Source organism: Tsuneonella amylolytica (assembly GCF_003626915.1).
GTDB lineage: Bacteria > Pseudomonadota > Alphaproteobacteria > Sphingomonadales > Sphingomonadaceae > Tsuneonella > Tsuneonella amylolytica.
In genome coordinates this window covers 836,678-858,114 of the sequence record NZ_CP032570.1, presented here as the reverse complement: position 1 = coordinate 858,114, position 21,437 = coordinate 836,678, and the positions used below count along the sequence as shown (strand labels likewise).

At 67.6% G+C, this 21,437-nt stretch carries 23 protein-coding genes; 8 read left to right on the top strand and 15 right to left on the bottom strand.

Annotated features, from left to right (window positions below; translation table 11 throughout):
• Nucleotides 1–85 precede the first annotated feature (85 nt).
• Complete coding sequence (locus tag D4766_RS04345) at nucleotides 86–1,240, bottom strand: N-acetyltransferase (protein WP_120716340.1); 1,155 nt, start codon at nucleotides 1,238–1,240, stop codon at nucleotides 86–88.
• 89 nt (nucleotides 1,241–1,329) lie between these two features.
• Between D4766_RS04345 and D4766_RS04340 the strand changes: the two genes are divergently transcribed.
• On the top strand, nucleotides 1,330–2,457 hold the full coding sequence (locus D4766_RS04340) for a fatty acid desaturase family protein (RefSeq protein ID WP_234024888.1): 1,128 nt from the start codon (nucleotides 1,330–1,332) through the stop codon (nucleotides 2,455–2,457).
• A gap of 154 nt (nucleotides 2,458–2,611) precedes the next feature.
• Here D4766_RS04340 and D4766_RS13720 read toward each other — a convergent pair whose 3' ends face one another.
• The 6 genes from D4766_RS13720 to D4766_RS04310 form a co-directional block, all read right to left on the bottom strand.
• Complete coding sequence (locus D4766_RS13720; protein WP_162935650.1) at nucleotides 2,612–2,878, bottom strand: hypothetical protein; 267 nt, start codon at nucleotides 2,876–2,878, stop codon at nucleotides 2,612–2,614.
• Nucleotides 2,879–2,950: 72 nt separating this feature from the next.
• Nucleotides 2,951–4,048 (bottom strand): LPS export ABC transporter permease LptG, encoded by a 1,098-nt coding sequence (gene lptG / locus D4766_RS04330; protein WP_120716339.1) that lies wholly within the window; start codon nucleotides 4,046–4,048, stop codon nucleotides 2,951–2,953.
• Nucleotides 4,049–4,054: 6 nt separating this feature from the next.
• On the bottom strand, nucleotides 4,055–5,332 hold the full coding sequence (locus tag D4766_RS04325; protein WP_120716338.1) for an LptF/LptG family permease: 1,278 nt from the start codon (nucleotides 5,330–5,332) through the stop codon (nucleotides 4,055–4,057).
• 118 nt (nucleotides 5,333–5,450) lie between these two features.
• A complete protein-coding gene (gene clpS / locus D4766_RS04320; RefSeq protein ID WP_234024887.1) occupies nucleotides 5,451–5,828 on the bottom strand; it encodes an ATP-dependent Clp protease adapter ClpS in 378 nt (125 codons plus the stop codon).
• A gap of 164 nt (nucleotides 5,829–5,992) precedes the next feature.
• The gene (phaP, locus tag D4766_RS04315; RefSeq protein ID WP_120716337.1) at nucleotides 5,993–6,805 is read right to left on the bottom strand and encodes a TIGR01841 family phasin; all 813 of its coding nucleotides are present in this window, start codon (nucleotides 6,803–6,805) and stop codon (nucleotides 5,993–5,995) included.
• 108 nt (nucleotides 6,806–6,913) lie between these two features.
• Nucleotides 6,914–8,776, bottom strand: a complete 1,863-nt coding sequence (locus D4766_RS04310; protein WP_120716336.1) for a PHA/PHB synthase family protein — start codon at nucleotides 8,774–8,776, stop codon at nucleotides 6,914–6,916.
• 92 nt (nucleotides 8,777–8,868) lie between these two features.
• Here D4766_RS04310 and D4766_RS04305 point away from each other — a divergent pair, with 92 nt between their 5' ends.
• The 5 genes from D4766_RS04305 to D4766_RS04285 all read left to right on the top strand — a co-directional run bounded on the left by D4766_RS04305 (nucleotide 8,869) and on the right by D4766_RS04285 (nucleotide 12,148).
• On the top strand, nucleotides 8,869–10,068 hold the full coding sequence (locus D4766_RS04305) for an LL-diaminopimelate aminotransferase (protein WP_120716335.1): 1,200 nt from the start codon (nucleotides 8,869–8,871) through the stop codon (nucleotides 10,066–10,068).
• Nucleotides 10,069–10,149: 81 nt separating this feature from the next.
• A complete protein-coding gene (locus tag D4766_RS04300; RefSeq protein WP_120716334.1) occupies nucleotides 10,150–10,722 on the top strand; it encodes a LuxR C-terminal-related transcriptional regulator in 573 nt (190 codons plus the stop codon).
• 34 nt (nucleotides 10,723–10,756) lie between these two features.
• Complete coding sequence (locus tag D4766_RS04295; protein WP_120716333.1) at nucleotides 10,757–11,092, top strand: hypothetical protein; 336 nt, start codon at nucleotides 10,757–10,759, stop codon at nucleotides 11,090–11,092.
• Nucleotides 11,093–11,111: 19 nt separating this feature from the next.
• Nucleotides 11,112–11,624, top strand: coding sequence for a hypothetical protein (locus D4766_RS13715; protein ID WP_162935649.1), 513 nt, complete (start codon nucleotides 11,112–11,114; stop codon nucleotides 11,622–11,624).
• Complete coding sequence (locus D4766_RS04285) at nucleotides 11,609–12,148, top strand: JAB domain-containing protein (RefSeq protein ID WP_162935648.1); 540 nt, start codon at nucleotides 11,609–11,611, stop codon at nucleotides 12,146–12,148. The genes D4766_RS13715 and D4766_RS04285 overlap by 16 nt, the downstream gene beginning before the upstream one ends.
• On the opposite strand, the gene D4766_RS04280 is transcribed toward D4766_RS04285, so the two are convergent.
• The 3 genes from D4766_RS04280 to D4766_RS04270 are packed head-to-tail and all read right to left on the bottom strand — an operon-like array spanning nucleotide 12,145 to nucleotide 14,902.
• Nucleotides 12,145–12,417, bottom strand: a complete 273-nt coding sequence (locus tag D4766_RS04280) for an Hpt domain-containing protein (protein WP_120716330.1) — start codon at nucleotides 12,415–12,417, stop codon at nucleotides 12,145–12,147. The genes D4766_RS04285 and D4766_RS04280 overlap by 4 nt on opposite strands.
• Nucleotides 12,414–12,779 carry a response regulator gene (locus D4766_RS04275; RefSeq protein ID WP_120716329.1) on the bottom strand — a complete coding sequence of 122 codons (366 nt, stop codon included), beginning with the start codon at nucleotides 12,777–12,779 and terminating at the stop codon, nucleotides 12,414–12,416. The genes D4766_RS04280 and D4766_RS04275 overlap by 4 nt, the downstream gene beginning before the upstream one ends.
• Complete coding sequence (locus tag D4766_RS04270) at nucleotides 12,776–14,902, bottom strand: CHASE3 domain-containing protein (RefSeq protein WP_120716328.1); 2,127 nt, start codon at nucleotides 14,900–14,902, stop codon at nucleotides 12,776–12,778. The genes D4766_RS04275 and D4766_RS04270 overlap by 4 nt, the downstream gene beginning before the upstream one ends.
• 94 nt (nucleotides 14,903–14,996) lie before the next feature.
• On the opposite strand from D4766_RS04270, the gene D4766_RS04265 reads away from it, so the two are divergent.
• Nucleotides 14,997–15,575, top strand: coding sequence for an alpha-ketoglutarate-dependent dioxygenase AlkB (locus tag D4766_RS04265; protein ID WP_120716327.1), 579 nt, complete (start codon nucleotides 14,997–14,999; stop codon nucleotides 15,573–15,575).
• Here D4766_RS04265 and rimO read toward each other — a convergent pair.
• Nucleotides 15,547–16,980 carry a 30S ribosomal protein S12 methylthiotransferase RimO gene (gene rimO / locus D4766_RS04260; RefSeq protein ID WP_120716326.1) on the bottom strand — a complete coding sequence of 478 codons (1,434 nt, stop codon included), beginning with the start codon at nucleotides 16,978–16,980 and terminating at the stop codon, nucleotides 15,547–15,549. The genes D4766_RS04265 and rimO overlap by 29 nt on opposite strands.
• Before the next feature lie 79 nt (nucleotides 16,981–17,059).
• Here rimO and D4766_RS04255 point away from each other — a divergent pair, with 79 nt between their 5' ends.
• Nucleotides 17,060–17,470 (top strand): DUF1761 domain-containing protein, encoded by a 411-nt coding sequence (locus tag D4766_RS04255; RefSeq protein WP_194955791.1) that lies wholly within the window; start codon nucleotides 17,060–17,062, stop codon nucleotides 17,468–17,470.
• Here D4766_RS04255 and D4766_RS04250 read toward each other — a convergent pair.
• From D4766_RS04250 to serS, 4 genes are all read right to left on the bottom strand, one after another.
• Nucleotides 17,467–18,516, bottom strand: coding sequence for a potassium channel family protein (locus D4766_RS04250; protein ID WP_194955790.1), 1,050 nt, complete (start codon nucleotides 18,514–18,516; stop codon nucleotides 17,467–17,469). The two genes, D4766_RS04255 and D4766_RS04250, sit on opposite strands and share 4 nt — an antisense overlap.
• 7 nt (nucleotides 18,517–18,523) lie before the next feature.
• The gene (locus D4766_RS04245) at nucleotides 18,524–19,321 is read right to left on the bottom strand and encodes a M23 family metallopeptidase (RefSeq protein WP_120716325.1); all 798 of its coding nucleotides are present in this window, start codon (nucleotides 19,319–19,321) and stop codon (nucleotides 18,524–18,526) included.
• A gap of 61 nt (nucleotides 19,322–19,382) precedes the next feature.
• Nucleotides 19,383–20,144 carry a 5'/3'-nucleotidase SurE gene (gene surE, locus D4766_RS04240; protein ID WP_120716324.1) on the bottom strand — a complete coding sequence of 254 codons (762 nt, stop codon included), beginning with the start codon at nucleotides 20,142–20,144 and terminating at the stop codon, nucleotides 19,383–19,385.
• A complete protein-coding gene (gene serS / locus D4766_RS04235) occupies nucleotides 20,144–21,418 on the bottom strand; it encodes a serine--tRNA ligase (RefSeq protein WP_120716323.1) in 1,275 nt (424 codons plus the stop codon). Before serS ends, surE begins: the two co-directional genes overlap by 1 nt.
• Between the last annotated feature and the right edge of the window lie 19 nt (nucleotides 21,419–21,437).

Sequence of the window (21,437 nt, the reverse complement as noted above, 5' to 3'; positions counted from 1 at the left end):
ATAGGCGAACGGCGCATGCGCAAGAGCGGTTCCCATGCGTGCGGCAATTGCGCCACGCCGTGGCAAAGCCGCCACGGAAGTCGGATCAGAGCACCTTTTCGTAGATCACGTACTCGCGGTTGATCGTCGTCTCCAGCGCGTCGGCGATCGCGACCATTCCCTGGTTGTCGTCGAGGATCCAGCCGATCTCGCCGCGCGACGCACCGTAGTTGGCCACCGCATTCTGCCGGATGGTCTCGATCAGCATGAAGGCCAGCTGGCTGGCCATCCGGCTCGACTGCAGGCGCTTGCGCACACCCATCAGGGGTACGCGCATGGTGCGGACCTTCGGCTTGCGGAGCCAGAGCAGCAACTTGGCCCAACCGAACGGCAACAGCCTGCCCTTGAGCGGTGCCAGCACCTCGTTGAGGTCGGGCAGGGTCATCATGAACGCCACGGGTTCGCCGTCGTACTCGGCGACCATGATCAGGTCCTCGAACACGATCGGCCGGAATTTCTTGCCGGCATAGGCGATCTCGGCCTCGGTGAAGGGGACGAAGCCCCAGTTGTCCGACCACGCGTCGTTGAGTATCTCGAGGATCAGCCGCGCTTCCTCGTCGAAGCGCGACTTGTCGACCTTGCGGATGCGGATTCGCTCGTTCTTCTCGCCGGCAGCGACGATCCGCTGGATGAGGGGCGGGAAGTCCTTTCGGATGTCGAGCTCGTAAGTCAGCAACGACTTGGCCGGTGCATATCCGCCCGCGCTTTCGATCCAGCGGGCGTAGCGTTCGGGCTGGTGGCCCATCATCACCGTGGGCGGATGATCGTGCCCGCGCACGAGCTGGCCCGGTTCTTCCCACACCGACATGCTGAGCGGCGCGAGGACGCGGTCCATGCCTTTCATCCGCATCCAGCCTTCGGCGCGTGCGATCAGCGCATGGGCGATGTCCTCGTCCTCCGCCTCGAGCAGGCCCCAGTTGCCGGTGCCGGGCCCCATGCCCTGCTCAGGCGGCTGGGCGAGGGCGAGCCGGTCGATGTGCGCCGAGATGCGACCGACAACGCGCCCTTTGGCGCGGGCGAGCATGAGCTCGACATCGGCATGCTCGAAGAACGGGTTCTTGCCCGGCGTCACCAGCTCCATCGCCTCGGACCGCAAAGGGGCGACCCAGTTCGGGTCCGATCCATTCAGGCGATAAGCGAGATCGACGAATTCGCGCCGGTCGCGCTTGCTGGCGACGGGGGTGATCTCTATCTTGCGCATGCGCCGCTTCCGACCTCGTTCATCCCGCCGCCCTATGGGATAGCGGCACCGGGCGGATAGGCCCGCCGCCGTCCACGGAAAAGCATATTGTGACCGACACCGCCCACCGCCGCCAAGACACCGTCGCCGCCTATACCGGCGCCCGCGACCAGGACGACAAGGCCCTGCTGAAGGCGGCGGCCGCGATCATGCGCGAACTGGGCGAGGCGAAGGCGCACATCTACTGGCTTGACATGCTGGGGTCCGCGCTGGTGGGATACGCGGCCTTGGCGGGGGCGATCCTCGTGCCGTTCGGTTGGCTCACCGTCGCGCTGGGCCTGGTCTCGACGCTGGCGCTCTACCGCGCGCTGCTGTTCATCCACGAACTCACGCACCTGCACCGCGATGCGCTGCCGGGGTTCCGGACTGCCTGGAACCTCCTCGTCGGCATCCCGATGCTGACGCCGAGCTTCATGTACGAGGACGGCCACACCATCCACCATTCGCGCAAGCGGTACGGCACGCCCGAGGATCCGGAATACCTCCCGCTGGCACTGATGAAGCCGTGGAGCCTGCCGGCATTCGTGCTGATCGCGCTGCTGGCGCCGATCGGTCTCGTCATCCGCTACGGCGTTCTCGCGCCGCTCGGCCTGCTCATCCCGCCGCTGCGGCGAATGAACTGGGAGCGGTTCAGCACGCTGGCGATCAACCCCGACTTCCGCCGCCGTCCGCCGGCGCCTGCGGACAAGCGCCGCTTCGTCCTGCTGGAAACGGGTGCGGCGATCTGGGGCGTGATCGTGATCGCGAGCGTGTTCTGGATCGGCTGGCGGCCCCTCGCCGTGGCGCTGGCGGTGTTCAGCGCGGTCGGCGTGCTCAACCAGCTTCGCACACTCGTCGCGCACCTGTGGGAGAACGAGGGCGAGCCGATGAGCGTGACCGCCCAGTATCTCGACACCGTCAACGTGCCGCCGCCCGGCCCGCTCGCGGCGCTGTGGGCGCCTGTTGGCCTGCGCTACCACGCGCTGCACCACCTCCTGCCCTCGCTGCCCTATCATGCCTTGGGGGAAGCGCACCGGAGGCTCGCCGCGCACGAGCATGCGCGCGAGACATACGGGCGGGCGCATTATCGCGGCATGATGCCGCTGCTCGGCAAGATCGGCGGCAGCACGATGCGCCGCCGGGTGGGCGCGGGCGGGGACGCAGTGCGCGCGCCCATGCCGGAAGAAACCGCGGCCTAGGAGGCGAACGGGCCGCGATTTTTCGGGCCGCCCTCGGATCCTCGCACGCACGAAAAAGGGGCCGCCTCCGAAGAGGCGGCCCCCATCTCGGTTTCCGTGGGCGAAGCCTACGGTCCCCTTACGCTAACAGCGGCGAACCGCTGCAGCGTGACGATCACATCGGGGTCGACGTGGCGGTCGGGGTGGCCATCGCGCCGTCGGTCGCCATCGCGCCGTCGGTCGCCGTGCCGGTCGCCATCGGATCGGTCGCCATGGTGGTGTCGGTCGCCATCGGATCGGCAGCCATCGCGGTGTCCGTCGCCATCGGCTCGGTCATCGTGGTGTCGGTGGCGGTGTCGGTCGCCATGGTGTCTTCGGGGGTGCTGTCGGCGCAGGCGGCGAGCGTCAGAGCGGCGAGAGCGGGAACGATGAACTTGATCATGATAGGTATCTCCATCCGGGAATTGGGTAACCCGGCCTCAACCCCTTACAGCCGCCATTGTTCCGCCGCAATTCATTCTTCTGTGCGAATGAGAACAGTTTCGCCGATCAGCGCGAACAGGACGAACGGGGCCCAGGCCGCCAGCAGCGGGGGGTAGCCGCCGAAGTTGCCCATCGCGAGCGCGGCGTTATCGACCACGAAATAGGCGAAACCCAGCGCCATGCCGATCACCGCGCGAACGAACAGCTGGCCCGACCGTGCAAGACCGAATGCGGCCACCGCGCCGAGCAGCGGCATCAGCACCGAAGAAAGCGGTCCGGCCAGCTTGTGCCACCATTTCGACCTGAGTTCGGCGGTGCGCCGTCCGGCCACCTCGTAGTCGTCGATCGAGCGCGAGAGTTCCCAGAACGATTGCGCGTCGGGGTCTATGCTCCCGAGCCGAATCTGTTCGGGCGTCACGCCGCGGCCGATCACCAGCGATTCGGGCGAATCGCTCTTGGCCGTGGCGACATCGAACCGGCGCGGGTTCTCGATTCGCCAGCCGTCGCCGGTCCACGTCGCGCGGTCGCCGCGGACCTGGTCCGACAGCGCGCCGCTGGGCGCGCGGTGATACCACGAAACACCGGTGAGAACGGTATCGTCGCCCTGGCCGCTGACGCTGGCGGCGGAGAGGATGTCCGGCCCGTCGGCGATGAAGACGTTCGATCGCACGCCCGAATCGGCGGGAACCTGGCGAAACTCGTTCGCGTCCCACGCCTTGAGCGTGGCGGTTGCCCGGGTGACCACGCGTTCGTTGAAGGCGAAGCTGCCAACCCCCACGATGAGCGCGGTCAGGAGCAGCGGGGCCAGCACCTGGTGCGCGCTGAGGCCGGCCGCCTTCATCGCGATCACCTCGCTGTTCTGGTTGAGCGTGACCAGAGTGATGATCGTGGCGAGCAGCACCGAATAGGGCAGGAACCGCGCGACAAGCTGCGGCGCGCGCAGGGTGGCGTAGGTCCAGATCTCGCTCTGCCCGTTGCCCGGAACGGCCAGGATCTTGCCCGTCGTGGTCAGCAGGTCGAGCATGAGGAGCACGAGCACCAGCATGACGAGGACCGCGAGGATGCGGACCACGAACAGCTTGGCGAGATAGACCGTCAGCGCGCGCGAGGGGAAGAAGTCCAACTGCATCGAAGGCTACTCGGCGGGCAGGGGCTGCGGGGCGGCAGGGCGATCGGGCTCCGGCTCGGGCTCGGGCAGGGCGCCTGGCAGCCGGCGGCGGAACAGGCCGCGCACCTTCTTGCCGAACTTGGAGAAGGCGGTCTCAAGCGCGCCGATCGCCTGACCGCCGGGCACGTAAGCGACCCGCCAGTACATCCACAGGATCAGCGCGGCGAACAGCACGAACGGTATCCACAGCGCCAGCGTCGGATCGACCCGGCCGAGGCCCGCGTAGTCTTCCGCGTACTGGTTGATCTTGTGATAGGCGACGACCATCACGATCGAAACGAAGACGCCCAGCGCGCTGGTCGATCGCTTGGGCGGGATCGCCAGCGCCACCGCCAGCAGGGGCATCAGGAACATCATTACCACTTCCACCAGACGGAAGTTGAAGCTCGCCTGGCTGCCCGCCCGTTGCTCGCTGTCGGTCGCAGTGCGGTCGCCCCAACCGATCCGCAAAAGCTCGGGCAGGATGAACTCGCGCGTGTCGTCGGCGCCGGCGCGGGACCTGAACTGGGCGACAGCAGGCAGGTCGATGGGCAGGTCGTGGCGAGTGAAGCTCAGCACCCGGGGGCTGGTGTTGCCGCCCATGTCCTGCACGATGATGCCGTCGGTCAGGGACAGGATGATCGTGTCGGGGCTGTCCTGCGTGGCGAGGAACGCGCCCTCGTTGGCGGAGATGGAGAGCACCTGCCCCTTCTCGTTGGCGACGCGGGCGAAGATGCCGACCAGCCGCCGCCCGTCGTCCTCGCTGCGCTCGATACGCAGCGCCATGCGGTCTTTCAGGGTGGTGAACTCGCCCACCTTGATCGACGCGCCAAGAGCGCCCGAGCGCAGTTCGTAATCGAGCCGTTCGTACCAGTACCGGCTGATCGGCTGGATGTAGAACACCAGCGCCACGTTGATTGCAACCAGCACCAGCGCGATTGCGTAGGGCACACGCAGCAGCCGGTTGTAGCTGAGGCCGACCGCCCGAAACACGTCGAGCTCGCTCGTGGTCGCCAGCTTGCGGAAGGCGAACAGCACGCCCAGCAGCAGCCCCAGCGGGATCGCGAGCGACGCGTATTCGGGCATCATCGTGGCCAGCATCTTGAACACGACGCCGATCGGCCCGCCCTGCACCGCCACGAAATCGAGCAGGCGCAGCATCTTGTCGAGGATCAGCAGCGACGCGGCGAGCGCGAAGACGCCGAACATCGGCACGAGCACGAGGCGGAGGATGTAGCGGTCGATGGCGGGCAGGAACTTGAACAAGGGGGCGCGGGTCTTCTGTGGTCCGGACCTGCCCCTAGCGGCAAATCACCGCGCGGTCATGCCCTGTCGTCTGTCGCCTAACGAACCGCCGGCTGGCAGGTGCCCGGGCACCTTAAAATCACGCCTTTTCCAGCGTGCACTGGAGCGGGTGCTGATTCTCGCGCGCGAAGTCCATGACCTGGTTCACCTTGGTTTCGGCGACTTCGTAGGGGAATACGCCGCACACGCCGACGCCGCGCTGGTGAACGTGGAGCATGACGCGGGTGGCCTGTTCCATGTCCATCTTGAAGAAGCGCTTCAGCACGATCACGACGAATTCCATCGGGGTGTAGTCGTCGTTGAGCATCAGTACCTTGTACTGGCTCGGCTTCTTGGGCTTGGCGCGGGTCTTGGTCGCGATGCCGACTTCCATGTCCCCGTCGCGGTCGCCGCCACGCTCGTCGTCGTCGCCCGCGGCGCAGGTTGGAAAGGGCAAGGCGGTGGGGAAACGGGTCATCGGGCTCGCAATATCGTATCGGAACGGCGGCAAGCAAGATGCAGCGGCGCCGGTTAAGGTAATCCGAAGACAAAAAGGGGCCGGACGGCGTACCGTCCGGCCCGATTTTTTCCCGCGCACCCCGCTCAGGGAGAGGAGGGCGGTGCGCGCGGAGGGGAAGGCGCTTACGCGGCCTTCGAGATCTTCTCGGCGGCGAGGCTCATGCGGCTCGAGATCGGCGCGAAGGCGTCGTTGGCGAGCTTCATCGAGGTCTCGGCGTTCTTCGAGTAGTGCGCGACCATCGCGTCGAAGTTGCGGCGCAGCATTTCGCCCTGCAGCTTGAACAGTTCGGTCGGGCTCTTGACCGCGGCCATCGCCTTCACGTCGGCTGTGGCGGTCTCGAAGGCGCCCTTGGCGGCTTCGACTTCGCCGCGGACCATGTCCTGCATGCCGGTGCCGAGGATCTTGCCCGATTCGACCATCGCTTCGACGTTGCCCTTGGTGAACTCGGTCATCTCGCCGGCGACGGCCTGCATCTTGTCGTACGCGGCCTTCGCTTTGGTCTGCGCGTCGGAGGCCAGGTCCTTGGCCTTGGCGGTGTAGTCGGTGGTGGTTTCGTTGACGGTAGCCATGATCTTGTCCTTCATCTGAGCGACAGCGGCGATGCGCGGTGCGGTGGTCTTGACAGTGGTAGTCTCGTCGAGGGCAGGCTTGGCAGCCTGCGTGCGGGCGACGCGGGTCTGCGCGATCGCAGACTTCGAGGCCGATTTGCGAAGCGCGGACTTCTTGGCGGCCGGCTTGGTCGCCTTGCGAGCCGGCGCCTTTTTCGGTGGCGTAGCCTTGATCTCGGCGACCGCGGCGGCGATCTTCGACGGAGCAGGCTCCGGCGCTTCGATCGCGGCAGCCTTGCCCGGCTGTGACCCCACCGCTTCGGCGAAGGCCTTCTCGGCGGCCGGGTCGGCTTTCACAAACTTAGTGTCGTCGGCGGCGGATGCCATCGGACTTCGCTCCTATGTTGCACTGCACAAAATAGGCATTGCAAATGCGAAGTCAAGGATATTTTGTGCACTGCACAATAAAATGGTTCGTCGAAGAAATTGAAGCGCTTAGCGCGCCATCACGTATCGTCCCGGAGCGTTCTCGATGACGCGATCGCCGTCCTCTCCGGGTTTGCGCTTGTCGGTCGCGGGCACCTGTTGGCCGCCGCGTTCGGCGAGCCAGGCACGCCAGTGCGGCCACCAGCTACCCGGATTCTCGGTCGCGCTCTCGATGAACTCGGCCAGGCTGCCGGCCGCGCTGTCGCCGGTCCAGTATTGGTACTTGTTCGCATCGGGATGGTTGACGACGCCCGCGATGTGGCCCGACCCCGCGAGGACGAACGTGGTGTCGCCGCGCACGTGACGGGTCATCCGCCAGACGCTTTCGGCCGGGGCGATATGATCTTCCTTGCCCGCCTGGATGTAGATCGGCGTCTCGATGCGGGTGAGGTCGATCGGCGTCCCGTCGGCCTCCATCGCATCGGGCACCACCAGCTTGTTGCCGCGATAGAGGTCGCGCAGGTAGTCGCCGTGCCACTTGGCCGGCAGGTTGGTGACGTCGCCGTTCCAGTGCAAGAGGTCGAACGCCGGGTAGTCTTCGCCCAGCAAGTAGTTGTTGACGACGTAGTTCCAGATGAGGTCGCGCCCGCGCAGCAGGTTGAACGTGGCGGCCATGTAGCGCCCGTCGAGGTATCCGTCGGCCGACAGGTTGCCGAGCATCTCGAGCTGGCCGTCGTCGATGAAGTTCTTGAGCTCTCCCGCGCGCTCGAAATCGACCTGCGCGGTGAAGAACGTGGCGCTCGCCACCTTGTCCGCCTCGCCCCGCCGCGCGAGGATCGCGAGCGTGGCGGCAAGCGTCGTGCCGGCGACGCAGTAGCCGATGGCGTGGGTGCTCTTTACGCCCAGCCGTTCGCGAATGAAGTCGATCGCCTCGATCTGCGCGCGGATGTAATCGTCCCAGACGACGTCCTTCATGCTCGCGTCGGCGGACTTCCAGCTCGCCACGAACACGGTCAGCCCCTGGTCGACCGCCCACTTGATGAAGCTTTTCTTGGGCGTGAGGTCAAGGATGTAGAATCGGTTGATCCACGGCGGAAAGATGACGAGCGGAATCTCGGCGACTTCGTCGGTCGAGGGGCTGTACTGGATGAGCTGGTACAGCGGCCCCTCGTGCACGACCTTGCCGGGCGTCGTGGCGATGTTCTCGCCCAGTTTGAACGCCTCGGTATCGGTATGGGTCAGCTGCCCGCGGCGCAGGTCCGCGATCAGGTGCTCCATGCCCCGCACCAGGTTCGCGCCCTTCGTCTCGATCGTGCGCTTGAGGACGACGGGATTGGTGGCGAGGAAATTGTCCGGGCTCATCGCCTCGACCAGCGCGCGGGTGGCGAAGGTCAGCTGCTCCTTCTTCTCGTCGTCCACGCCGGTGACGCTGTCGGCGGCCGATACGAAGTATTCGGCCAGCATCAGGTAGGTCTGGTGGATGAGCGCGAAGGCCGGCGTGCTGCGCCAGGCGGGATCGGCGAAGCGCTTGTCGCTGCGGGGAAGGGCCGGGGCGTCCTCGCGTTCCTTCCCGCCGAACGCCCCCGACATGATGCCCTGCCACATCGCCATCGCGTCCTCGGCAAGCTTCGCCTGGGACTGGATGGCGCCCTGGGCGGCACCGGCCCAGCCGTGCGACAGCAGCATGAACTGCGCCGGGTCGAGCGCGTTCAATCCGCCTGCCCCCTCGCGCGCCTTCTCGCCTATGAACTCGAGCCACATCGCCTGCAGCTTCTGCGCGGTTTCACCCCACGCGCCCGCTTCGGCCCAATCCGTGATCATCGGCGGCGTGGCGCCGCTGGGCGCGACTTGACCCCACATTTCCCGAACCGCTTCGCCCTGCATGTCGAAGAAGGCCGCGAAAGGAGACGGGGTCGGGGTGTCGTCGGCCATAGTTTTTCCTGTCGAGCTTCGCGGTTTCGCACGCCGGCGGATTCGCATACAGTCGGGCCGCCGACCGGCACCCTAGCAGCGTATCGAGACCGATGAACGACGAATTCTACCGCATCAAGCGACTGCCGCCCTACGTCATCGCCGAAGTCAACGGCATGCGGGCCGCGGCGCGCGCCGGCGGCAAGGACATCATCGACCTCGGCATGGGCAACCCCGACCTGCCCCCGCCGCAGCACGTGATCGACAAGTTGTGCGAGGTGGCGATGAAGCCCGACGCGCACGGCTATTCGCAATCGAAGGGCATCCCCGGCCTCCGCCGCGCGCAGGCGAACTACTACGGTCGCCGCTTCGGAGTGGAGCTCGATCCCGAGACCGAAGTCGTCGTGACGATGGGTTCGAAGGAAGGGCTCGCCAGCCTCGCCACCGCGATCACCGCGCCGGGCGACGTCGTACTGGCGCCCAACCCCAGTTACCCGATCCACACCTTCGGCTTCATCATCGCCGGGGCGACGATCCGGAGCGTGCCGACCACGCCCGACGAGGAGTATTTCCGCAGCCTCGAGCGCGCGATGGCCTTCACCGTACCGCGGCCGAGCGTGCTGGTGGTGAACTATCCCTCCAACCCCACCGCCGAGGTGGTGGACCTCGCGTTCTACGAACGGCTGGTCGCGTGGGCGAAGGAAAACGAGGTCTGGATCCTCTCCGACCTCGCCTATTCCGAACTCTATTTCGACGGCAACCCGACCCCGTCGATCATGCAGGTGAAGGGCGCGAAGGATGTGGCGGTCGAATTCACGTCGATGTCCAAGACCTATTCGATGGCCGGCTGGCGCATGGGCTTCGCGGTCGGCAACCGGCAACTGATCGCGGCGATGACGCGGGTGAAGAGCTACCTCGATTACGGTGCCTTCACCCCCATTCAGGCGGCCGCCTGCGCCGCGCTCAACGGTCCGCAGGACATCGTCGAGCGCAATCGCCAGCTTTACCACAAGCGCCGCGACGTGATGGTCGAGGCGTTCGGCCGGGCCGGGTGGGACATCCCGCCGCCCGCCGCCAGCATGTTCGCCTGGGCCCCGCTGCCGCCTGCGCTGAAGCACATGGGCAGTCTCGAATTTTCCAAGCAGATGCTGACCCAGGCGCAAGTCGCGGTGGCGCCGGGCGTCGGCTACGGCGAGGACGGCGAGGGCTTCGTGCGGATCGCGATGGTCGAGAACGAACAGCGCCTGCGCCAGGCCGCGCGCAATGTGAAGCGCTGGTTCCAGTCGATGGGCATCAACGCCAGCGCCGCGTGACCCGGCAGGCGCGCCGCGGTTGCCGCAAGGGCACACCTGCCATATGCGGCACTTCGTCCCCACAGGAGCGTTGACTTTTCCATGCCGGCCGTTCTCGATCGCGAACTGACCGACCGCCAGCGCGCGGTGCTGGACGGTATCGACCGGCGCCTGCCGTTGAAGGCGGTGGCGGCCGAACTCGGCATTTCCGAATCGCGCGTGAACCAGCACGTCCGCACGCTGAAGGAGCTCTACGGGGTAGGGAGCCTGCCCGAACTGGTGGATGCATGGCGCGCGGGCGAGGGCTACAGCCCGCCCGAACCGCCCCCTTTGCCGACTGCAGGCCCCTCCAGAAATCCTGCATGGAGAACTCCTGAAGTCCCCGAAGCGAGCGATGTCGGCCAGAACGAGGGCAGGGTTCAGCCCGGGCAGTTCGTTCTTTCCGACGCGTCGTTTTTTGCGATTGAGGCGCCGTGGACGAGGGACGAACCCCGGGTGGTTCCCGGGGCGCTCGACGGCCGCAACGCCATCGTTCTCCGTCTCGCCGTCATCATCGGGCTCGCCTTCGGCATCCTTGCCGCGATCGTCCTGGTGGTGACGGCATCGCTCTCCCTGAGCGAGGCGTTGAAGGGCAAGGCCGCAATCCCCTCCGATACATCGAGCCCGTCCGGCTGAGCCCCGGCGGGCGACCCGCCGGAGTTTACCCGCCATGTCCGACACGATCCGCCACGATGCCCTCGCTATCCGCAAGCTGATCCGCGAAGCCGAAGCCGTCAGCGACGAGGTGATGGTCGCCTGCGCCCGCCTGAAGCAGGCGATGGTCGGCGCCCGCCAGAACCCGGAAGTCGAAGTGCACAGGGGACAAAGGGCGCTGCTGCGGCTCAACCAGGCCGAAACACAGGCGCTGGCGCTGTCCACCAGCCTGCTCCGGGTGCACGACGAACTGAGCAAGATCGCGCGCGAAACGATGGGCGACGACGGCGATGTCGATACGGTGGTTCCCGACCGGGCAATCGCCGAACTGCCCGCTTTCGCGGCCGCATAGGCCAGTCTATCGCGAGGGAATGTCGCTCGCGTCCGCCGATGTCCGCTTCTGGCTCCAGGCTGCGCTCTACGCCGCGCTCGCCCTCGCGGCGTGGCGCTGGGGCGGCGGGCCCGAACGGATACTCGCGGGCGTGCTCGTCTGGTTCAAGGTCGCCGACTCCGCCAACCACGCGCTGTTCGGCGATTGGAGCGACCTGTCGACGATCGACACCGGCCACGTCGTCATCGATGCGGTCGCGCTCGCCGTCGCGCTCGGCACGGCGATCCGCGCCAACAGGATCTATCCGCTATGGTTCGCCGCATTCCAGGTAGTCGCGATGAGCGCGCACTTGGCGCGCGAGCTGGTGGAGGGCATTTCGCCACTCGCCTACGTAGTGATGTACGTGGGACCGTCGTATTGTCAGATCATTGTCCTGGCGCTGGGCATCTGGTGGCATCGCCGGCGGGTGGCGCGGTACGGCCCCTATCGGTCGTGGCGGAGCTTTTCGCCCCCTTCGCCGGCGAGAGCGCGGGGGACTTGGCCGAACGCCTGATCGAACGGTTCGGATCGCTCCGCCAGGTGCTTGCCGCTCCCCTGCCGCAACTCTGCGCCGCGGTGCCGGGGCACGAGGCGGCCTTGCGCGCCATCGCCGGAGCGCGGGCTTTGGTGGAAGCGGCACTGGACGAGGAACTGGCGGGAACCCGCGTCGATGGATCGGATCCGCGGCTCCATCGCTACCTGCGGGGCCGGATCGGCCTCGCCACGGAAGAACGACTTTATGTCGTGTGGTGCGATGCCGCGCATGGATACCTGTGCGACGAACCGTTCGCCAGCGGCAGCGCCGGGCGCATCGAAGCGCGGATGCGGCCGCTGGTCGAGCGCGGTCTTGCCCTCGGCGCGCGCGCATTCCTGCTCGCGCACAACCACCCCTCGGGCGACTGCCGCCCCAGCGCGGAGGATCTTGCCGCGACGCAACGGATAGCAGCGCTGGTGGGGGCGCTGGAGCTGGACCTGATCGACCACCTCGTGGTGACGCGCAGGCGAGTCTACAGCATGCGGGCGGCCGGCTGCCTTTAGGGCGAGATTTCGCCGAGCATGTCTGCCAGCGCATGGGCCGGTCCGGCACAGTCGGCGCCGGTCTCCGCCGCGGTTTCGAGGGCGAAGGCCGCCTCCCCGATATCGTCGTGGCCGAACATGCCGGCGGTGCCCGCCAGCTTGTGCGCGCGCGATTGCAGCGTCTCGCGATCCCCCGCCGCGAGCGCCGCAAGCAGCGCGTCGCGCTCGGCACCGGCCTGCGCGGAGAACCGCGCCGACAGTTCGGCGATGCGCTGCTCAAGCGGCGTCACGGCAGCAGCGCGCGGACCTGCGCGGCAAGCTCCATCGGGTCGAACGGCTTCGCGATCACCCCGACCGCGTCGAGCGTCGCGAAATTCTGGATGTCGCTCTTCTGCGCGCGGGCGGTGACGAAGGCGACCGGCAAGTCCGCAGTCGCCGGATCGCCGCGCAACCGGGCGAGCACGGCCGGGCCGTCCATCCCGGGCATCATGACGTCGAGCAGGACGATGTCGGGCCGCCAGTCGGCGACCGTCGCCAGCGCCGCCGTGCCGCCATCGGCGGTGCGGACCTCGAAATCGGGGTCGAGCGACAGCGACATCTCGGCGATTTCGCGAATGTCGGGCTCGTCGTCGACGTAGAGGATGCGGATCATGCGGCTTCCCTTCTTCCGCGGGCGACGAGCGCCATCGTGGTTTCGACCAGCGTTTCGATCGAGGACCGGCTTTTGGTGAGGACCGCGTCGACGTCGTCGGTCTTCTCGACGTCGTCGAGGGCGGAGAAGACCACGATGGGCAGGCCCGGAAACGATTGGCGCAGGCACGGCACGAGGTCGAGGCCGTTGTCCGGCGGCACCACGACATCGACCAGTACCCCTGCGAACGGCCGCTGCGCGAGCTCTGCGCGGGCATCGTGCATCGAGGATACCGACACGACATTCGCGCGGCCGGCGAACGCGCTTTCGACGACGGACAGGCAGTCGCTGTCGTCGTCGAGGTGAAGCAGGCGGGGCAGGCCGTCGTCGGCGGCAGAGGCGATCCGCTCCTCGCATTCGGCCATCGGCAGCTCGACGAAGAACACCGTGCCGCCGCCTGTACGATCCTCGAACCCCACCGTGCCGCCGTGACGCTCGGTAATCTCGCGGGCGATGGCAAGGCCGAGGCCGGTGCCGCCGCGCGCCCGGCTGTCGGACTGGTCGGCCATGGCGAACTTGCCGAAGATGCGCCCGCGGAATGCCTCGGGCACACCGGCGCCGCGGTCGCGCACTTCGATACGCGCCCGCTGGCCGGCGTTGCCGATCCCGATTTCGACCACGCCGCCTTCGGGCGAATGCTTGATCGCGTTCGAGACGAGATTGGTGAGCAATTGCTCCAACCGGTCGGGGTCGCCCATGACCGCGATGGGCCAGGGCGGCAGCTGGGTTTCCACCGTCACCCCGTGCTTGTCCGCGAAGCCGCGATTGGCGGCGGCGGTGCGGTCGACAAGCGGGCCGAGCATCATGCGGCGCAGGTCGAACTGCATCTTGCCCGATTCGATCTTCTCGATGTCGAGGATGTCGTTGATGAGGCGAATCAGCCGCTCGCAGTTGCCGTGCGCGATGTTGACGAGGCGCGCGGCCTTTTCGTTGAGTGGCCCCACCGCGCCCGCCGCCAGCAGACCAAGCGAGCCGCCGATCGAGGTGAGCGGCGTGCGCAGTTCGTGGCTCACGGTGGAGACGAACTCGGTCTTCATGTCCTCCACCCGCTTGCGCTCGGTGATGTCGCGGATGACCGCGATGTATTCGCGCGCACCGTCTCCGCCGACGCGGCTGATCGCGACGTCGGTTTCCAGCCGGCTTCCGTCGGCCCGCTTGCCCTGGAATTCGCGCCGTTCGCCCGCGCCCCGGCTGCCGGCGGCACCGACCATCCTGAGCCATGCCTGGCTGTCGGCGAGTGAAGGCGGATCGGCCATCAGGACGGTGTTGTGCCGTCCGATGAGGTCGGCCGGCTGGAGCCCGAACAGCCGGGTGATCGAGGGGTTCATCTCGCGGACGTAGCCGTCCTCGTCGAGCACGAGCATACCGTCGACCGCCCCGTCGAAAATCGCCTGCTGACGGGCATTGAGCGCCGTCTCGCGGGCGAGCGCCTGCTGGCGTGCGCGGATGGTATGGCCGGTGAACGCGGCGATGAGTGCGAGGAGCAGGGCGAGGGCGGCGAGGACTAGGTTGATTGTCCGCTGCACCCGTATGCGCGACATCTCACGGTTCTCCACGGCGACCGCGAGGTCGGCGGCCTCGAGAGCGTCGAGCCGGTCCACTTCGGCGCGGATGGCATCCATGATCGCCTTGCCGCGCCCGCTCGATACCAGGGCCACCGCCTCCGCGCCCGATCCCTGCCGGGTCAGCGCGACCGCGCGCTCGGAGAACTCCAGCCGCTCGCGCGACAAGGCTCTGAGTTCGCCCAGCTCCGCTCGCAAATCCGGATCGGTCATGGCAAGGCGATCGAGGGCGGCGAAGGAGGCGGGAATTTGCGACCGTGCATCCCGATACGGTTCGAGGAAGGCCGCCTTTCCGGTCATGTTGTAGCCGCGCTGGCCGGTTTCGACGTTCTGGTGCAGCGACATCAGGCGCAGCAGTTCCACACGGGTATCCGCCGATTGCTCCGCCGCCTCGCGCATCGTCTTGGCGTCGCGGAACTCGCTCTGGAGGAGCAGGAAGAAACCGAACAGCAGCAGCGGTATCGAAAACAGGGCGGCGGCGCCGAGCGCGCGCTTCCAGGGCAAGGATAGTCCGGTGGTCATCGTGACGGCTTCATACCGCGAAAACCATAAACAATCCTCTCCGCATGCGTCGGGGGGGATGGCCGGTGCGGCAGGCTGTCACCATATCACCTGAATGTCCGTGCAGCCGTCCCTGTTCGACCCAGATCCGGCGGTGCCGGGCCTGTCGTTTGTGCCGCACGCGATCGGTCCGGAAGGGGAGCGCGCGTGCGCCGCCCGGATCGACGCCGCGCCGCTCGAACCGTTCAAGTTCGGGCAGTGGGAAGGGAAGCGGCTGACCGCGCATTACGGCTCGGCCTACGACTACCAGCGGGGGCGCACGATCCCTGCGCCGCCTTTGCCGGACTGGCTGACCGCGTTGCGCGCCGATCTCGCCGCGGCACTCGGCGTGGAGACGGAGCCGTTCGTGCAGGCGCTGCTGATCCGCTACGATCCGGGCGCAGGGATCGGCTGGCACCGCGACCGGCCGCAGTACGGGCAGGTCATGGGCCTGTCGCTCGGCGCGCCGGCGGTGCTGCGCCTGCGCCGGCGACGGGCGGACGGAGGATTCGACCGGCGCAGCGTCGAACTGCCGCCGCGCTCTGTCTACCTGCTCGACGGCGAGGTGCGGCACGAATGGGAGCACTCGATCGCGCCGATGGACGCGCTCCGGCGCAGCATCACCTTCAGGACGTTGCGCGTTCCTGGGCGATAACCCCGTAGAGGTCGTGCGCGTCGGCATCCTCGATGCGGACGTCGACGATCGTGCCCGGCACGATGCCGGCGGGCACATCGCGCAGGTATACGTTGCCGTCGATCTCGGGCGCGTCGGCCTGGCTGCGCGCGGTGGCCCCCACGTCGCCGTCCTCGTCGGGTTCGCCTACTTCATCGACGATCACCGGCAGCACCCGGCCCACCTTGGCGGCGAGCTTGGCTGCGCTGATCCGCTCGGTGACTTCCATCAGCCGGGCGTAGCGTTCTTCCTTCACCGCCTCGGGTACGGGATCGGGCAAGTCGTTGGCCTGCGCGCCGGCGACCGGCTCGAAGCGGAAACCGCCCACCCGGTCGAGCTGGGCTTCCTCCAGCCAGTCGAGCAGGTAGCGGAAGTCGTCCTCGGTCTCGCCGGGGAAGCCGACGACGAAGCTCGACCGGATGGTGAGGTCGGGGGCGATCTGCCGCCACGCCTTCACCCGTTCCAGCACTTTGGCCTCGTTCGCCGGGCGCTTCATCGCGCGCAGCACCTTGGGGCTGGCGTGCTGGAAGGGGATGTCGAGGTACGGCGTCAACAACCCCTCGGCCATCAGCGGAATGACCGCATCGACATGGGGGTAGGGATAGACGTAGTGCAGCCGCACCCACGGCGCCGCACCCTCCGGCGTGCGCAACTGGCCGAGTTCGCGCGCGAGATCGGTCATGTGCGCGCGGACGGGGTGTCCCTTCCACATCCGTTCGTCGTGCCGGGTGTCCACGCCGTAGGCCGAGGTGTCCTGGCTGATGACCAGCAATTCTTTCGTGCCGGCCGCCACCAGTTTTTCCGCCTCGCGCAGCACCGCGTCGATCCGCCGGCTGACGAGCTTTCCGCGCAGCTGGGGGATGATGCAGAACGCGCAGGAGTGATTGCAGCCTTCGGAAATCTTGAGATAGCTGTAGTGCCGCGGCGTCAGCTTGACGTATTCGTCGGCGCTACCGCTTCGCTGCTTGAGCGCGGAGGGCTGCGGAACGAGGTCGATAAACGGCCCCTGGCTCGGCGGCGCGGCCCCGTGCACGGCTTCAACCACAGCCTCGTACTGCTGCGCGCCGGTCACGGCGAGTACCTCGGGGAAACGCGCGCGGATGACCTCGGCCTCCTCGCCCATGCAGCCGGTCACGATCACGCGGCCGTTCTCGGCGATGGCCTCGCCGATCGCCTCGAGGCTTTCCTCCTTCGCGCTGTCGAGGAAGCCGCAGGTGTTGACCAGCACCACGTCCGCGCCGGCATAGTCCGGGCTCATCGCATAGCCATCCGCGCGCAGCCGGGTGAGGATGCGTTCGGAATCGACGAGCGCCTTGGGACAGCCGAGGCTGACCATGCCGATGCGCTTCTGGTCGGGGATCGTCGAAAGAGGGGTGGAGCCGGGCATTTGCGCGGCCCCCTACACCCGTGCGCGCGTTTGCGCTACACCGGCGAACCATAACACATCTTAAGGAAGGTCGCCGGGCTTGGGACCCGTCAACTGGATCGCCGTGATCGTCGCCGCGCTCGTCGCAGGCGGGCTCGCCTGTGCCTGGTTCGGCCCGGTGTTCGGCCGGGCCAAGACGCGCAAGGTCGCGGCCGGCCGGCTGATCGGGCGGGGCCGCCCGGCCAGCATCGTGGCGGTGTCGGCGGTGCTCCTGCTGCTGACCGCGGCGATGCTGGGCCATATGTTCGCCCGCGTCGGGGCCGACACGCTGGCGGCAAAGCCGTGGCTCTATTTCATGATGAGCGGCGGCCTCGCGCTCGCCTTCGTCATCCCGGCGCTGTGGATCAGCTTCGCCCAGCTTCGCGTCCCCACCCGGGTCGCGCTGATCGACGCGGGGTACTGGCTGGCCGCCTATCTTGCGATGGGGCTGGTGTTCTTCCTCCTGGGCTAGGCTTCGGTCACTGCGGTCGGACGGATTTCGACGATCGTATCGCCCATCTCCAGCGGGCCGCATTCCCAGTATCCGCGCATCGTATCGCCGCGATAGACGCGCAGGCCCTTGCCGCCGCTCGACAGCTCCTCGATCGTCTTGCCGACTTCGTCCGGCGCGACCTTGCGTTCCACGAGCTGCACCTTGCCGCCAAAGGAGGCGAGATCGGCCATATAGTCGGCGATGTGCGAACCTTGCGCGCTGCCAGCCAGCAGCAGTCCGGTGAAGCGCACCGGGTTGATGACGTTGTCGGCCCCCGCCTGGCGGGCGAGCAGTTCGTTGTCGGCTGCACGCACGACCACGCTGATCGGGACTTCGGGGGCGAGGTGGCGTACGGTCAGCACGATGAGGATCGAGCTGTCGTCGCGCCCCGCCGACACGAGCACGGTCGAGGCGCGCGAGATGCGCACGGCCTCCAGACTCTCGTCGCGGGTGGCGTCGGCCTCGATCACGTTGCAGCCCAGGGCCTCGGCCTCGGCCAGGCGTTCCTCGCTCGGGTCCATGACGACGATCTGCGCGGGGTCGGTCCCGCGCTCGATCAGTTCGTGGACCGCTTCCGAACCCGAGATGCCGAAGCCGAGCACGACGATGTGGCCGGTCAGCCGTTCCTGAATGCGCCGCATGCGGTATTTCTCCCAGCTCCTGCGGATGACGAAGTCGTAGGCCGCGCCCACGAAGATGAACAGCACGGCGAAGCGGATCGGGGTGACGATCACTGCTTCGATCAGCCGCGCCCGGTCGGATACCGGCGCGATGTCGCCGAAGCCCGTGGTGGTGATCGAGATCATCGTGAAATAGACGACGTCGAGGAAGGTGATGTGCCCGTCGAGGTTGTCGACCAGCCCATCGCGATCCAGCCAGTGGATCATCACCACCATCATCACGAGGCCCAGCGCCAGAGCCAGCCGGATGCCGAGGTCGGCCCACACCGGCACGCCCACCGAGCGCCGCAGCGGCTGGAAGCGCGGCCCGCGGTACGGCCGTCTAGGAGCGGGCTTCTTGCTCAACCTCGGCTCACCGGGCGAGCAAAGGGGCCGGGTCGACCGGCCTGCCGTTGCGGCGGATGGCGAAGTGGACCTCGTTTCCGTCGGCCTGCCCGCTGCTTCCGGCGAGGCCCACGCGCTCGCCGGTCTTGACGACGTCGCCCATCTCCACGGTAATGTCGGCGAGGTGGCCGTAGGCGCTCTTCCAGCCGCCGCCGTGATCGATGGTGACCATTTTGCCGAACCGTGGATCGCGCTGCGAGATGCCGCTCACCGTCCCGCTCGCGGAAGCGCGGACCATGTCGAGCGGGTTGGCGGCATAGTCGATCCCGTCATGCCCCTTCCCGTCGGCGCGGCGGGAATAGCCGAGCTGAACCTTCCCGTCGTGCGGTCGGCGGAAATACGGATCGGACGTAGCCGCGCTCGCTGCCGCGACGGCGAGCGACGCCGCATCGGGCGCGGCGACGACCGCCGGGATGATCAGTTTCTGCCCCAGCAGCACGGTCCCGCTTTCGCTTAGACCATTCGCGACGGCGATCCGGTCGAAGGGCACGCCATATCTGGCGGCAATGCCGAGCCCGGTCTCGCCCTTCCGGACCGTGTGCACGCGCTGGCGGGGAATGGCGAGTTTCTGCCCCTTTCGCACCGCATATGGTTCGCGCAGCAGGTTGGCCTCGGCGATGACCGACAGCGGTACTCCGGCGCGCGCGGCGATGCCGGACAGCGTCTCGCCATCGGTGACGACGTGCTCGGTCTCGGTCCTGGGGTTCGCCGCGAGGGCGGGGGAAGCGGCCAGCGCCGCAGCGAGCAGGGTGGCGATCCTCTTCATGGGGTGCGACCATAACGCGTCACGCGCGAATGGGAATCCCCGTCCCCTTTATCCGAAAGGCTCAACCGTAACGATCGGCCAGCGCGCCGAGCGAGCTGTGGTGGGTGAGGTCGAGCTGCAGCGGGGTGACCGCGATGTACCCGTCGGCGATCGCTTCCAGATCGGTGCCGTGATCGAGCGTGTGCTCGATCGCCTCCAGGCCGAACCAGTAGTAGGGATAGCCGCGCGGGTCGCGGCCCTCGACCACGGTGCCGCGCGAATAGTCGTGGAACCCCTGCCGCACTGCGCGAATACCCCTGATCCGGTCGGCGGGAAGGGCGGGGAAGTTCACGTTGACGAGCGTGCGTTTCGGCAGCGGCACATCGAGGAGCGGGGCGAGCACCTTCGCGCCCCAGGCCCTGGCGGCATCGAACGGGACCGAGTCGCCCATACCTTCGCTGGCGTAAACCTGGCTCAGCGCAATCGCGCGAATGCCGGCCAGCGCGCCCTCGATCGCGGCGGACACGGTGCCTGAATAGGTCACGTCGTCGGCGAGGTTGGCGCCGCGGTTGACCCCCGACAGGATCACGTCGGGCGGGCCGTCCATCACCTTGCGCAGGCCCAGCGTCACCGCGTCCGTCGGGGTGCCGGTGACCGAGAAGCGCCGCTCGTCGTGCCTGCGCAATCGTACCGGACGGGTGAGCGTAAGCGAGTGTCCCGCGCCCGACTGTTCCTCGCTCGGCGCGCAAATCCAGATGTCGTCGGTGAACTCGCGGGCGATCGCTTCCAGCACTTCGAGGCCGGGAGCGTGAATGCCGTCGTCATTGGTGAGGAGGATGCGCATCAGTTTGCCGGCTCCAGTATCTCGAGCCCGCCGGCCCACGGCTTCAGCGCCTCGGGCACGATCACGCTGCCGTCTTCCTGCTGGTAGTTCTCCAGCACCGCCACCAGCGTGCGCCCGACCGCCAGGCCGCTGCCGTTGAGGGTGTGGACGAAGGCGGGCTTGCCGTTCTCCGCACGGTAGCGGGCGTTCATCCGCCGCGCCTGGAAGTCGCCGCACCAGCTCACCGAGCTGATCTCGCGGTAAGCCTGCTGGCCGGGCAGCCAGACCTCGAGGTCGTAGGTCTTCTTCGCGCCGAAGCCCATGTCGCCCGCGCACAGCAGCATCGTGCGGTAGGGCAGGCCGAGCCGTTCGAGGACGACCTGCGCGCTGCGGAGCATGTGGTCGTGTTCGGCGGCGGCATGGTCGGGGCGGCAGATGCTCACGAGCTCCACCTTTTCGAACTGGTGCTGGCGGATGTACCCGCGCGTGTCGCGCCCCGCCGATCCGGCTTCGGAACGGAAGCACGGGGTGAGCGCCGTCAGACGCAAGGGAGTGCCAAATTCGGCGATCGTTTCCCTGCAGAAATTCGTCAGGCTGACCTCGCTGGTAGGGATCAGCCAGCGTCCGTCGGTGGTCTGGAAGCTGTCCTCGGCGAACTTGGGAAGCTGCCCGGTCCCGAACATCGCCTCCTCGCGCACCAGCAGCGGCGTGGCGCATTCCATGTAGCCGTGCTCGCCGGTCTGGACGTCGAGCATGAACTGCGCGATCGCCCGCTGCAGCCTTGCCATCTGCCCGCGCAGGAACGTGAAACGCGCTCCCGCGATCGCGGCGCCGGCCTCGAAGTCGAGGCCCAGGGCGGGCCCGAAATCGGCGTGTTCCTTCGGTTCGAAAGCGTAGTCGCGGGGGGTCCCCCAGCGCGCGATCTCGACATTGCCCGCCTCGTCCTCGCCGTCGGGAACGTCGTCGGCGGGCAGGTTCGGAAGCCGCGCGAGAAGGTCGTCCTGGGCCTGCGCGGCCTCGCGCTCGGCAGCCTCCAGCGCGGGAAGTTCTTCCTTGATTCCCGCAACTTCCGCCTTGAGCGCAGCCGCCCCGTCGGTGTCGCCGCGACCTATAGCGGCGCCGATCGCCTTCGATGCCTCGTTCCGACGGGCAAGGAGGTCCTGCGCCTTGGTCGCGGCCGCGCGCCGGGTCTCGTCGAGGACCAACACCTCCGCCGACGACGCGGCGAAACCCCGGCGGGCGAGGGCGGCGTCGAAGGCGGCGGGATCGTCGCGGATGAGGCGTATGTCGTGCATGGCCGCGGCCTATGCCGCA